Origin of the sequence: Halomonas sp. DP4Y7-1 (genome assembly GCF_019800705.1) — a bacterium.
GTDB classification, from domain to species: Bacteria; Pseudomonadota; Gammaproteobacteria; order Pseudomonadales; family Halomonadaceae; genus Halomonas; species Halomonas litopenaei_A.
Genome location: NZ_JAHVKS010000002.1, coordinates 550,736 through 563,839 on the forward strand (window position 1 = coordinate 550,736; position 13,104 = coordinate 563,839).

The following is a 13,104-nucleotide window of genomic DNA, read 5'->3' on the forward strand; positions in this document are numbered from 1 at the left end:
CCTCGCTCTCGCCAGCGCTCCGTCGGGACGCGTCACGCACGCTCTTGTCAGGCGCGCTGACTCGAGCAGAAGGCCAGCCATCGAACGTCCCGCCCACCCTCGCCATGGCAAGGCCATGATGTCGTCAGGGCGCCGCCAGCAAGAGCATTCCATGGAAAAGACCTACCAACCCGAAAGCATCGAAACCCGCTGGTACCAACGCTGGGAAGAAGACGGCCGCTTTACCCCGTCGGGCGAGGGTGACCCCTTCGCCATCATGATTCCGCCGCCCAACGTGACCGGTAGCCTGCACATGGGCCACGCTTTCCAGGACACCATCATGGATACCCTGATCCGCTGGCGGCGGATGCAGGGCCGCAACACCCTGTGGCAGGTGGGTACCGACCATGCAGGCATCGCCACGCAGATGCTGGTAGAGCGCAAGATCGCCGCAGAGGAAGGCAAGACCCGCCACGATCTGGGCCGCGACGCCTTCATCGACAAGGTATGGGAGTGGAAACACGAATCCGGCGGGCATATCACTCGTCAGCTCCGCCGCATGGGCGCCAGCCTCGACTGGAGCCGCGAGCGCTTCACCATGGACGACGGCTTCTACAAGGCCGTACAGGAAGTCTTCGTGCGCCTCTACGAAGAGGACCTGGTCTACCGTGGCAAGCGCCTGGTCAACTGGGACCCGACCCTGAACACCGCGATCTCGGACCTTGAGGTAGAGAACCGCGACCAGCAGGGCCAGTTCTGGCACTTCCGTTACCCTCTGGCCGATGGCGTCACCACCGATGCGGGCCTCGACCACTTGGTGGTCGCCACCACTCGTCCCGAGACGCTGCTCGGCGATAGCGCCGTCGCCGTCAATCCCAAGGATGAGCGCTACGCCTCGCTGGTCGGCAAGTTTGTCGAACTGCCGCTGGTCGGTCGCCGCATTCCCATCGTCGCCGATGAACATGCCGACATGGACAAGGGCTCTGGCTGCGTCAAGATCACCCCGGCCCACGACTTCAATGACTATGAGGTCGGCAAGCGTGCTGGCCTGCCGCTGATCAACGTCTTCTCCAAGACCGCCCATATTCTCGAGTCTGCAGAAGCCTTTGATATTCAGGGCCGCCCCCTTGGCGATATCGACACCGCGCTGCCCGCGGCCTACGCCGGACTCGACCGCTTCGCCGCACGCAAGGCGGTGGTGGCCGACATGGATGCCCAGGGCCTGCTGGAGAAGACCGAAACCGTCAACAATACCCTGCCCTACGGCGATCGTTCCGGTGACGTGATCGAACCGCTGTTGACCGATCAATGGTTCGTGGCGGTGGAGACCCTGGCCAAGCCCGCCATCGAGGCGGTCGAGAACGGCGACATCCAGTTCGTGCCCAAGAACTACGAGAACATGTACTTCTCGTGGATGCGCGACCTGCAGGACTGGTGCATCTCACGCCAGCTGTGGTGGGGCCACCGCATTCCCGCCTGGTACGACGACGAAGGCAACGTCTATGTAGCGCGCACCGAGGCCGAGGCCCGCGACAAGCATGGCATCGCAAGCGACGTCGCCCTGACCCAAGACGAGGACGTGCTCGACACCTGGTTCAGCTCCGGCTTGTGGACCTTCGGCACCCTGGGCTGGCCCGAACAGACCGACGAGCTCAAGACCTTCCATCCCAGCAGCGTGCTGGTGACCGGTTTCGATATCATCTTCTTCTGGGTCGCGCGGATGATCATGCTGACCCTCAAGTTCACTGACGAAGTGCCGTTCAAGACGGTCTATGTCCATGGTCTGGTGCGTGATGGCCAGGGCCAGAAGATGTCCAAGTCCAAGGGTAACGTGCTGGACCCGATCGACCTGATCGACGGCATCGACCTGGAAGCGCTGGTGGAAAAGCGCACCGGCAACATGATGCAACCGCAGAAGGCCAAGGCCATCGCCAAGGCGACGCGCTCGGAATTCCCCGATGGCATTGAAGCCCATGGCACCGATGCCTTGCGCTACACCTTCCTGTCCCAGGCCACTACCGGTCGTGATATCAAGTTCGACATGGGCCGGCTGGACGGTTATCGCAACTTCTGCAACAAGTTGTGGAACGCCTCACGCTACGTGTTGATGAATACCGAAGGCGAAGACTGTGGCCGCCATGGGGAAGACGTCGAACTGTCCCTGGCCGACCGCTGGATCGAGGCCCGCCTGACCCAGACCATCACCCAGGTGACCCGGGCGATGGAAGAGTTTCGCTTTGACCATGCGTCGCAGGCGCTCTACGACTTCGTCTGGAACGAGTACTGCGACTGGTACGTCGAGCTCTCCAAGCCGGTGCTGTGGGACGAAAGTGCCAGCGAAGCCGCCAAGCGCGGCACTCGCCGCACCCTGGTGCGGGTGCTGGAGTCCATCCTGCGTCTGGCGCATCCCATGATGCCGTACATCTCCGAGGAGATCTGGCAGCGCGTGGCGCCGTTGGCCGGCACTCTCGAGGGCGACAACGACTCGCTGATGGCCAAGGCCTGGCCGCTGGCCGACGACGCCCTGATCGACCAGGACGCCATTCGCGATATCGAATGGCTGAAGGGCGTGATCGTGGCGGTACGTAACATTCGCGCCGAGATGAACATCGCCCCAGGCAAACCGCTTGATGCGGTACTGACCAAGGGCAGCGAGGCCGATCGTACACGCTTGTCCGACAACCGTCTGTTCCTGTCGAAGCTGGCCAAGCTCGCGTCCATCGAATGGCTGGAGGACGCAAGCCAAGCCCCGCTGTCCGCCACTCAGCTGGTGGGTGAGATGGAAGTGCTGGTGCCGATGGCCGACCTGATCGACAAGGACGCCGAACTGGCACGTCTGGGCAAGGAGATCGACAAACAGGACAAGCTGATCATGGGCGTCGAGAAGAAACTCGCCAACGAAGGCTTCGTGGCCAAGGCGCCGGCGGCGGTCATCGACAAGGAGCGCGGCAAGCTCGAGGAGTATCAGGCCGCTCGTCGTGTGCTGGTCGAGCAGCGCGAGAAAATCGCCGCGCTGTAGCCTTCATCAGCGCCCGCCCCCGCGCCATCATCAGCGCCCGCCCAAGCGCCGTAAGCAACACCCGCCCATCGGCCTGACATCGACCCCGCCCCTCGCACTGGCGGGGTCGATGCCTTGGGGCCGGCGCTCAGCCGGCAGCCTGGCTGGCCAGCGAGCGTCGTGCCAACTCCACGGCCGACGCCACCGCCGTCCTGGCCTGGGGGCTGTTCTTCCAACAGGTACTGCCAAGCATCGACGCCACCTGTTCAACGATGTCTGGCATCTCGTACTCGGCCAACGCCTCGAAAGAGTCGATGCCGATCTCCTCGAAGCGCTGCACGACGCTCGGTCCTACCCCGCGCAGCTCAAGCAGCGCCGCCCGTTCCTGGTCAGTGAATGCCATGCTGTCTCTCCGTGTGTTGTCGGCTTCCCCGTCGACACCATCAGCATAGGCATTGCGCGCTAGTGGCCCGCTGCCACATACCACTGACGCACAGGCGCGGCGTCTTGCCCCCTCATGCATCAGCTGGCGTCGCGGAACCCACCCAGCACCAGCGAGTTGGGGCCAAAGAACACCAGGCGGTCATGGTCGATCAGATAGCGGTAGGCGTTGTCGAGCATATCGCGAACCTGCTGGGCCCCCTGGGGGTTGGCACAGGCCATGCGGGTAGCCGTCAGCTCGCTGAAGTCGATCCGCTGACTGTCGCCAAAGCGCACGCTACCGGTAAATCGATTGCAGCCGTCACTGCCACTGACGCTGCCGTCACGGGCGACTTCAAAATAGGGCTTGTTGGGCATGCTGAGCCGATCACTGGTACCGACCAGCAGCAGGTTCCAGCGCTTGCCGACCACCGGGCTGGATACGCTACCTGGTGCTGCGGTGCCGCCGCCGTCGACAGTGGACGAAGGCTGACTGGAACAGGCTCCCAGGGCCAGGGCGCAAACGCTGAGAGCGGTGATACGACGAAGTCGTGGCAGAACCATTCGTAGCAGAACCATGCTATCTTCCTTGCAGCTTTATCATCAGGATGCCGCCTAATATGCCAGAAAACCGCGCCATCTCGCCCGGTTTTGTCCAAATCTCTTGGGCACTGCGCTATCGGCACGGTGTTCTGTCATGGCCACTCAAGCCCATCGTGAAAAGGACCTCACCATGCTCAAAGCCCTCGACAACGACGACCTGGGAAAGCTGATCCTGCGCCTGGCGCTGGGCATCATGATCCTGCTCCACGGCATCAACAAACTGATCAATCCAGGCAGCCTTTCCTGGATCGGCGACACTCTGGCCTCCCATGGATTACCGACGGTGCTGGCCTACGGCGTTCTGCTGGGCGAGGTCGTCGCTCCGTTGATGGCGATTCTGGGCTGGAACACCCGCATCGCGGGCCTTTTGATCGCAGGCAACATGGTCGTGGCCATCTACCTGGCTCATATGAGCGAATTGTTCAGTCTGGCCAGCAGCGGCGGCTGGGCCCTGGAGCTGCAGGGCATGTTCCTGTTTGGCGCCTTGGCCATGATGTTCCTCGGTAGCGGCCGCACCGCGCTCAAGCCCGACTGAGCGCTACAGCGCCTTCTCGCTTTCAAGCAACGCCACATCCTCGCCATCCCGCGTTCCCCGACACCGCCCACCTCCCAGGCGGTGTCCTGTTGCCGTCGCCCGTCCAGCACCAGCACGTCCGGGCCGAGTTCAACTAACGTCGAACGTCTCCTTGATGAGTGTCATCTAGCCCTTGGCTTAACTGTGCGTAAATAAGCAGGACACGTTCAGGTTTGCTCTCTCGCGAGAGAAGACGTTTTGCCCTAGCCGACACACGGAGCCCATCATGCTCGCGTTCAAGCCCATCCCCGCCCTGGTCGCCATTGCCCTGGGCCTGGCGATCTGGTTTGCCGTCCCTATTCCAGACGGCGTCACCCCCGAAGCCTGGCACCTGCTGGCGATCTTTGTCGCCACCATCGCTGCCATCATTGGCAAGACCATGCGCATCGGCGCCCTGGCCATCATCGCCATCACCCTGGTGGCTCTGACCGGCGTCACCAATCCGGACAACTCCAAGGCCGCGGTAGCGGATGCCCTGTCGGGGTTTTCCAACCCGCTGATCTGGCTGATCGGCCTGGCCATCATGATCTCGCGGGGGCTGGCCAAGACAGGGCTTGGCAACCGCATTGGCTACGCCTTTATCGCCGCCTTCGGCAAGCGCACACTGGGCATCGGCTACGCTCTTTCCCTGGCCGAGCTGACCATCGCGCCGATTACCCCCAGCAACACGGCAAGGGGCGGGGGCATCATGCACCCGATCATGCGTTCCATTGCTGACAGCTTCGGCTCGTCACCTGACGCCGGTACCAGCAAGAAGATCGGTGAGTATCTGGCGCTGGTGAACTATCACGCCAACCCGATCACCTCGGCCATGTTCATCACCGCCACTGCCCCCAACCCCTTGATCGTCGACCTGATCGCCAAGGCCACAGGCTCCGCCATCTCGATCACCTGGACCCAATGGGCACTGGCGGCACTCCTTCCTGGCCTGGTCGCTATCGCCCTGATGCCAGCGGTGCTCTACGTACTGTATCCCCCGGAGCTCAAGCGTACTCCCGACGCTACCTCCTTCGCCCGCAAGCAGCTGGATGACATGGGCGCCCTGACTCGCGCCGAGAAAATCATGATTGGTGTGTTCGGTCTGCTGCTGACGCTTTGGGCAGGCATCCCGGCCATGCTGTTTGGCCCCGAGTTCAAGGTCAACTCGACCACCGTGGCGCTGCTCGGTCTGTCTATCCTGCTGGTAACGGACGTGCTGACCTGGGATGACATCCTTGGCGAAAAATCCGCCTGGGACACCATCGTGTGGTTCGCCGCCCTGGTCATGATGGCAAGTTTCCTGGGCAAGCTGGGACTGATTGGATGGTTCTCTGGCGTCATCGAAGAAGGCATCGGTAGCCTCCAGATGGGCTGGTTCGGCATGGCGCTGGCGCTGACCGCTGTGTACTTCTATGCCCACTACTTCTTTGCCAGTACCACCGCCCATATCACCGCCATGTACGCCGCCTTCCTGGCTGCCGGCATGGCGCTCGGCATCCCTACCCTTTACATCGCCCTGCTGCTGGCCGGCGCATCATCCTTGATGATGTCGCTGACCCACTACGCCACCGGCACCGCGCCGATCATCTTCGGCTCAGGCTATGTGGAACTCGGCACCTGGTGGAAGGCCGGCTTCATCATGAGTATCGTCAACCTCACCATCTGGATCGGGGTCGGCAGCCTGTGGTGGAAGGTGCTCGGCTACTGGTAAGCCCACCTTGCGATCCGTGATCCGACCTCGAGACGCCACCGCCTTGCGGTGGCGTCGCCGTCTGGCCTGTCGGGTGGCTTGCCTGGCGTCTCTTCCCGGCGCAGAATCGACAGCGACAGGATGTCGTTTCTGTATCGTCTGGAGGTTGGCCATGGATTTCCTCTCCCCCGCGCTATGGTGGCTGCTCGCAGGGCTCGCGGCCCTGATCCTCGAGCTGCTCAGTGGCTCCTACGTATTGCTTGCCTTGGCGGCGGCATTGATCGCGGGATCCCTGGTCGCCTGGTCGGGTGGCGACATCATCATGCAGCTGATCGCCTTTGCGGTGGCCTGCGGTGTGCTCGTTCCCCTGGCTATCTGGCGCCTGCGCAAGCGTCGCTACGGCCCCCACCCAACGTTTGGCGTGGCCGGTGGCGGCACCCGCCAGGGTGAGCGCTTCGTGCTGGTCAGCCGGGATTTTGACGACGCTCCTTGCATCAAGCTGGACGGAGACCTGTTTCGTGCCTGTTTGGCACAAACCGATGCCGAGGCCCCTGCCCTGCGTCCGGGTGACGAGGTCATCCTGTTACGGTTTGAAGGAACTCAGGCCATCGTGCGCCCAGCCGGAGAAGGCTCCTGAGAGATCCGCTTGCCGTTACTCCTGTTCACGCATCCGGTCAGCGCTGTCGTCTCCTTCTATCGCATTCCCTAGCGCCAGCTCTAGCGCTTACCTATACGCTTCCCTATCCGCTTCCCTATCCGTTTCCCTATCCGTTTCCCTATCCGCTTCCCTATCCCGTGCAACCAACGAGCACGGATTCCCACGGCGGCACATCGCCGCTCCCGACGGGCAGCCAGGCCGGCTTGACGGATGATGCCCTTGCTACCAAGGAGGTGTTTGCATGTTGTTGAATGTCGTTAGCCCCGGCCTGTTGCTGGCCATCGTGGTGGTCGTCATTGCTCTGATCATGCTGATCAAGGGACTGGTGATCGTGCAGGAGTCCGAAGTGATCGTTATCGAGCGCCTCGGGGCTTACAACCGCACGTTGCAGAAAGGGGTGAATTTCATCATTCCCTTCTTCGACAAGCCCAGGCCCATGAAGATGGTGCGCTACATTCGTCAGGGCCAGGAATTCACCCCGGTACTGAGTCAGGAAACCCGCATCGATCTGCGCGAATCGGTCATGGACTTTCCGTCCCAGCCGGTGGTGACAACCGATAACGTGACGGTGCGTATCGATGGCGCCATCTATTTCCAGATCATCGATCCCGCCAATGCGGTCTACAAGATCGAGAACATGAGTCAGGCGGTCGAGGTGCTGGCCAAGACCACCTTGCGTTCCGTGGTGGGCCAAATGGAGCTGGACAAGATCTTCGAGTCCCGTGCCGAGGTCAACGCCAAGATCAAGGAACAGATGGAAGAACCGGCCTCCAAGTGGGGGGTGGCGATCAACCGTATAGAGGTGCAGGACATCGAGATGCCAGCAGAAGTGAAGGAGGCCATGCATCTGCAGATGTCAGCCGAGCGTCGCCGTAGGGCCACCGTAACCGAGGCCGAAGGCGACAAGGCAGCGGCGATTGCCAAGGCTCAGGGCCAGAAGGAATCCGCCATCCTCAATGCCCAGGGCGACAAGGAGTCCGCCATTCTTCGCGCCCAGGGAGAAAGTCGCTCGATCGAGCTGGTACTGAATGCCATGGGCGAGGGCGAAAAAAGCTCCAAGGCCGTCATCGGCTATCTGCTGGGTCAGTCTTACATCGCCATGCTGCCAGAGATGGCCAAGCAGGGTGAGCGGGTCTTCGTTCCCTACGAAAGCTCGGCCCTGCTAGGCGCCATGGGGGCCTTCCGTGATCTCAACGCCACCGACGAGGCACTGGGCGACATCGCACGCCGGGCAGCATCTGCCGGCGGACTGACCGGCGCGGCCAGCGCCCACGGCTGATGCCTTTCCCTCGCCGACAGCCCTTGCCGACAGCAACCGCTGAACAACGCCAACCCTACCGCCACGCGGCAGGGTTGGCGGCAAGGATGAGCGCTGCGCAGTTGGCACGCCCTGCCGCCACGCTTTGCCCCTACCAGCTCCCCGTGTTCTCCATGGATGCCCACGGCTCCTGGGGCGCAAGGGCATCGCCTTTTTGCAGCAGTTCCACCGAAATACCATCGGGGCTTCGCACAAAGGCCATATGACCGTCACGGGGAGGACGGTTGATGGTCACACCGTTGTCCTGGAGCTTCTGGCAAAGCCCATAGATATCATCGACACGGTAGGCCAGGTGGCCAAAATTCCGTCCGCCCTGATACTCCTCCGGATCCCAGTTCCAGGTCAGCTCAAGCTCAGGTGCCTGCAGCTCGCTGGAGCGCGACTCATCTTCTGGCGCCGCCAGAAAGACCAGGGTAAAGCGCCCCTTGTCGTTCTCCTTGCGCCGGACCTCCTTGAGGCCCAGCAGGTCGCAGTAGAAATGCAGCGACGCGTCGAGGTCGCTGACACGCACCATGGTGTGTAGAAATTGCATGGCCTGTATCTCCAAGTCAGGGGCTCTTCCTCACCGGCAGCGCAGACACCACTGCCGTTACGGATAGCGGGCCACTACCTTGGCGCGATCCTCCCCCGCTGTAAAGCTCAGCACGGCATAGTCATCCACGCGTCCGGTTTCCATGCCTGGGGAACCATGGGGCATACCGGGAACCGCCAACCCATCGATGTCTGGCGACGCTTGCTGGAGCCAGGTGAGCTGTTCGGCAGGTACGTGCCCTTCGATCAGGTACCGTTTGCCGGCGTCCGTGGTCAGCACAGCGGTATGACAGGATGCTAGAGCCATGGGAACGCCAAGTTCGCGTTTCACGGCCCCCATGTCGGCTTCTTCGAGCACCGACACCTCAAACCCCGCCGCTCTGACATGGTCGGCCCAGGCGCTACAGCAGCCGCAGTGGGGATCCTTGTGCATATCGATTCCAGCCGCCATGACCAGCGGACTGACAACGCCGAGCAACGCCGCGCCCAAGGCGCGCAAAGAGTGAGCCATCGCGTATGATCTCCTGAACAACGTAACGTCTGTGAGTCGACACAGCATCGCAGAAGGTCGTCAGAAGGGAAATGCCAGAACTCAACCATGAGGCACAGGCCCACCACACCTCCATCAAGACAATGCCGGCCAGAACGACAGTAGAAGATGGCATATACCGAGCCCCTTTACATCGCCTCCTTTAAGACGAACTCTCTGACGGTGGCCGCTTACCGAGGAATCCAGCGAATGAGTGAGTACTGCAACGTGGCACCGGGGCACCCCCTGCATGGGCCCTACCACGATACGGAATACGGGTTCCCCATCACCAGCGAGGCCGACTTGTTCGAACGACTGGTGCTGGAGATCAACCAGGCTGGGCTCTCCTGGCTGACGGTACTGAAGAAACGCGACGCCTTCCGCCATGCCTTCGACCACTTCGAGGTTGACCGGGTGGCCGCCTATGGCGATGAGGAGCGGGCGCGACTGCTCAATGATGCGGGCATCATCCGACATCGGCAGAAGATCGACGCGGTGATTCACAACGCCCAGGTGATCCAGCAACTACGCGTGTCTCACGGCGGTTTCGAGGCCTGGCTGAATGCCCATCACCCTCTTCCCCACGCACAGTGGGTCAAACTCTTCAGGCGACACTTCCGCTTCACCGGCCCCGAGATCGTCAAGGAATTTCTGATGAGTACCGGCTATCTCCCTGGGGCCCATCATGATCAGTGCCCGGTGCAGCAGCAGGTCTTGGCCGCCTCCCCGGCATGGACGCAAACCGCCTCCGACACCAACCCGCCCGGCTAAGCGGCGCCAGGAAGAGATAGTGGATTCACTGACACAAGCGACACTGGGCGCAGCCCTCGGCGGCGCGACACTAGGACGTCAACTCGGGCGAAAATCGCTGTTGGCCGGTGCCGTGGTCGGCAGCCTGCCGGACCTGGATGTGCTGATCGACTATGGCGACGCGGTCGCCAACGTCACCTACCATCGCGGCTTCAGCCACTCGCTGTTTGTGCTTACCGCTGTGTCACTGGCGCTCGCTTTTGCCGCCACGCGGCTTGGCAAGCGATGGGCGGTCACCGCGACGATACCCGCGTTGCGCTGGTGGCTGTTCTTCTGGCTATGTCTCATCACCCACCCCTTGCTGGATTCGCTGACCACCTACGGCACCCAGCTATGGTGGCCGCTTGAGGTGGTGGCACCCAGCGCCACGCCGCTGGTGTTCATCATTGATCCCGTGTACACCCTGGTACTGCTGGGTGCGCTAGGCGTGACCCTGTGGCCAGGCACCACGCGCTCTGCACTCCAGCGTGCCGCCAGCGCGGGGCTGATCATCTCGAGCCTGTATCTGCTGGCTGCGATGGGCGCCAAGAGCTGGGTAGAGCTGCGGGCACAAGCCGCGCTGGAGCGAATCGACATGGCCTCGGCGCAGGTGCTGGTCCAGCCGGCACCGTTCTCGACCCTGCTATGGCGAGTAACGGCCATCAAAGGTGATCGTCATGCCGAGATGCTGATCGGCCTGCTGGATGGTGACACCCAGCCTCAGGTAGAACTGTTCCAGCGCGGTGCAGCCCTGGAGAAAGCCGCCAAATCACTGGCCAGCGGCCAACGCCTGGAATGGTTTGCCGGGCCCTTTCTCCGCTACGAGACGCTGACCACCGAGGATGACACCCTGCTGATCGCCACTGACTTGCGTCTAGGCTTTCCCGGATTTCACCCTTTTCGCTTTGCGCTCGCCCGATGGCAGGGGGATCGCTGGGTCGCCCTGTCGCCCAGCCGGCAGTTGCCGATGTCTGCTCAGCAGCGTCCTCTCGGGCGTTTACTGGCACGCATCATCTCGCCACAGCCCAGACTTTGCATGGGTGACTACGTGGCACCACGTTGGCACCTGGCGACCGATACGGGTGTCTGTGCTGTCCATCACTCAGGGCAATGACGCAACAATGCCGCGACGAAAGCATCCGTCGCGGCATTGCCTCTAGCCTGGGGGAATGGCTGGAGGGGTATAGCTAAAGGGATGTTGCCAGGGGGACATTGCCAGGCAACCTGGCGGGTTATTGCCAGCCGGCCTGGCATCGGCCGGCGTTACAGCGCCTCGACAAGCGCCGCGATCTCTGCGTGGGCCTGGGTGAGCGCGGCTTCCTTGATCTCATCGCCCATGTTCAGGCCCTCGGCATAGACCGCCTCGAACTCGCTGATGCCGATCAGCCCCAACAGGTGACGAATATGCGGCGTCTGGGTGTCCAGCTCGCTACCTGCATACTGCCCGCCACGGGCTCCCAGCAATATCGCACGCTTGCCTTCGATCAAGCCCACCGGACCATTTTCCGTGTACTTGAAGCTCTTGCCGGCGCGCAAGATGCGGTCAAACCAGGCCTTCAGCTGGGACGGCATGCCCAGGTTGTACATTGGCACCGCGAGCACCACCACGTCATGGGCCAGCAGTTCGTCGAGCCGCTCGTCGGAGCGCAATGCCAGCTCACGCTGCTGCTCGCTGCGCTCCTCTGGTGCCACCTGCCAACTGGACAGCTCTGGCAGGGTCAAGTGCGGCAGATCGTCGGCAACGACATCGCGGTGTGTCAGCTGAATGTCGCTGCGCTGACGCACCTGGCGCTCAAACTGTCGGGCCAGGTCGTTGGACTGACCATGCTCACCCAGAATCGAAGACGTCACTAGCAATACGCGGGTCATGGCAAACTCCCTAAGAAGAGGTATCTGCCGATCAGTTTACCGCCTAAAAAGTTGACGAAAAGCGAAAAAAATACGGGCCTATCTTTCTATAAAAGCGAAAGAACACGCCTGCTACATCACGACAGGAGCGCCCTGTCGGGCGCTCCTGACATCGTCCTCGACGCCGGGAAACGGCTGGCTCAGGGCGCGATGCCCTGGCCACATCCCTGCAACTGCTGGCCATTGACCGTCAGCGTCACCTGAGCAGGCCAGGGCGTGCCGGCCATATCATCGAAACAGGCACCGGATTCGATACGCAGCTCAAAGGGGGCGTCCGCACGCCCACTCTGCAAGATTACTCGGCCCGCCTCATTATCCAGCGTGGTGACCCGATACGGCAGGCTCGCCTCGCGCTCGCCGTAGTCCAGCGACATGTCGATGCGCGGCACGTCGTTGGCCAAGGAAAGATGCCACCCGGGCTCATTGCCACGGGCATAGAACATGACACCCGGTTTATCCGTGCGCCGAAGCGAATCGCGCCGGGCAGTCGCCTCACACTGCAGCCGTCCACGGCCGCTCTTGATCACCGCACGATCACCGATCACGTGGGCACTGAGCTCGCCCTGCTGATAGCGCTCGCCCTGGTCCACTACCGCCTGGGGCAGCTGCTCGGCGCCATGGGTCGTCCAAAGCCGCAGGGAGTCTCCCTGAGTGGCGGTGACCACATCCTGGCGTGGTGTGCAGTGCCAGCCCACAAAGGTGGTGCCGTCGCCAACGAAGTACGCCGATGGCAATAGCGGTGCCTGCTGCTCGACAGGAGCGTCAGTGAAGGATCCGCGCCTCTCCACCGCGGGAGCCTGATCCGATCCGGCGTCCTGACCTGACTGGGAGGCACATCCCGCCAGGCCAGCCAGCGCGGCGGCAAAAAGAGTCGAAGCGATAACGGATCGGCGCATGGAAAGCTCCTTCGATAACAGCGGCAAAACGGTCCTTTGACGCCACACGATACCACCGCCAGGCCCATCGTGACCCGTTTTCCCCGGACAATCCCTCCCGATTCAGCACGCTATGTAAGCATAGGTGTTGCCACCCAAGCCCTCGCCACGGTCTGTGATCGACGCAGGTAGAGAGCTATCCACGTTCCACCGCCAAGCGTCAGTCCTGAATGCCCCTTTCAAGACCCCGAAC

General features: G+C 62.2%; 13 protein-coding genes. 7 read left to right on the top strand and 6 right to left on the bottom strand.

What is annotated here, in order from left to right; all coding sequences use genetic code 11:
- Positions 1-151: 151 nt before the first annotated feature.
- Positions 152-2,998 carry a valine--tRNA ligase gene (locus tag KUV72_RS06030; protein ID WP_206941662.1) on the top strand — a complete coding sequence of 949 codons (2,847 nt, stop codon included), beginning with the start codon at positions 152-154 and terminating at the stop codon, positions 2,996-2,998.
- A gap of 127 nt (positions 2,999-3,125) precedes the next feature.
- Here the strand turns inward: KUV72_RS06030 and KUV72_RS06035 are convergent, their stop codons facing one another.
- Together KUV72_RS06035 and KUV72_RS06040 are read right to left on the bottom strand one after the other, a co-directional pair.
- Complete coding sequence (locus tag KUV72_RS06035) at positions 3,126-3,380, bottom strand: helix-hairpin-helix domain-containing protein (protein ID WP_206941664.1); 255 nt, start codon at positions 3,378-3,380, stop codon at positions 3,126-3,128.
- Positions 3,381-3,499: 119 nt separating this feature from the next.
- Entirely contained in the window at positions 3,500-3,976 is a 477-nt protein-coding gene (locus tag KUV72_RS06040) for an META domain-containing protein (RefSeq protein ID WP_224851964.1), read from the bottom strand.
- Between the two features lie 154 nt (positions 3,977-4,130).
- Between KUV72_RS06040 and KUV72_RS06045 the strand changes: the two genes are divergently transcribed.
- The 4 genes from KUV72_RS06045 to KUV72_RS06060 all read left to right on the top strand — a co-directional run bounded on the left by KUV72_RS06045 (position 4,131) and on the right by KUV72_RS06060 (position 8,180).
- Positions 4,131-4,535 carry a DoxX family protein gene (locus KUV72_RS06045; RefSeq protein ID WP_222237751.1) on the top strand — a complete coding sequence of 135 codons (405 nt, stop codon included), beginning with the start codon at positions 4,131-4,133 and terminating at the stop codon, positions 4,533-4,535.
- 265 nt (positions 4,536-4,800) lie between these two features.
- Positions 4,801-6,264 carry a DASS family sodium-coupled anion symporter gene (locus KUV72_RS06050; protein WP_222237752.1) on the top strand — a complete coding sequence of 488 codons (1,464 nt, stop codon included), beginning with the start codon at positions 4,801-4,803 and terminating at the stop codon, positions 6,262-6,264.
- A gap of 151 nt (positions 6,265-6,415) precedes the next feature.
- On the top strand, positions 6,416-6,880 hold the full coding sequence (locus KUV72_RS06055) for an NfeD family protein (protein WP_222237753.1): 465 nt from the start codon (positions 6,416-6,418) through the stop codon (positions 6,878-6,880).
- 262 nt (positions 6,881-7,142) lie between these two features.
- Positions 7,143-8,180 (top strand): SPFH domain-containing protein, encoded by a 1,038-nt coding sequence (locus KUV72_RS06060; RefSeq protein WP_374107022.1) that lies wholly within the window; start codon positions 7,143-7,145, stop codon positions 8,178-8,180.
- A 130-nt stretch (positions 8,181-8,310) separates the two neighbouring features.
- On the opposite strand, the gene KUV72_RS06065 is transcribed toward KUV72_RS06060, so the two are convergent.
- Positions 8,311-8,751: a VOC family protein gene (locus KUV72_RS06065; protein ID WP_206941671.1), complete on the bottom strand. Its 441-nt coding sequence runs from the start codon at positions 8,749-8,751 to the stop codon at positions 8,311-8,313.
- A gap of 57 nt (positions 8,752-8,808) precedes the next feature.
- Positions 8,809-9,261, bottom strand: coding sequence for a DUF411 domain-containing protein (locus tag KUV72_RS06070; RefSeq protein WP_222237754.1), 453 nt, complete (start codon positions 9,259-9,261; stop codon positions 8,809-8,811).
- A gap of 228 nt (positions 9,262-9,489) precedes the next feature.
- On the opposite strand from KUV72_RS06070, the gene KUV72_RS06075 reads away from it, so the two are divergent.
- Together KUV72_RS06075 and KUV72_RS06080 are read left to right on the top strand one after the other, a co-directional pair.
- Positions 9,490-10,050, top strand: a complete 561-nt coding sequence (locus KUV72_RS06075; RefSeq protein WP_222162569.1) for a DNA-3-methyladenine glycosylase I — start codon at positions 9,490-9,492, stop codon at positions 10,048-10,050.
- Between the two features lie 19 nt (positions 10,051-10,069).
- Entirely contained in the window at positions 10,070-11,182 is a 1,113-nt protein-coding gene (locus KUV72_RS06080; RefSeq protein WP_222237755.1) for a metal-dependent hydrolase, read from the top strand.
- A 149-nt stretch (positions 11,183-11,331) separates the two neighbouring features.
- Here the strand turns inward: KUV72_RS06080 and KUV72_RS06085 are convergent, their stop codons facing one another.
- Both KUV72_RS06085 and KUV72_RS06090 read right to left on the bottom strand, forming a co-directional pair.
- Positions 11,332-11,937: an FMN-dependent NADH-azoreductase gene (locus KUV72_RS06085; protein WP_222162567.1), complete on the bottom strand. Its 606-nt coding sequence runs from the start codon at positions 11,935-11,937 to the stop codon at positions 11,332-11,334.
- Positions 11,938-12,116: 179 nt separating this feature from the next.
- Complete coding sequence (locus KUV72_RS06090; protein WP_222237756.1) at positions 12,117-12,872, bottom strand: C-type lysozyme, inhibitor; 756 nt, start codon at positions 12,870-12,872, stop codon at positions 12,117-12,119.
- Positions 12,873-13,104: the final 232 nt, after the last annotated feature.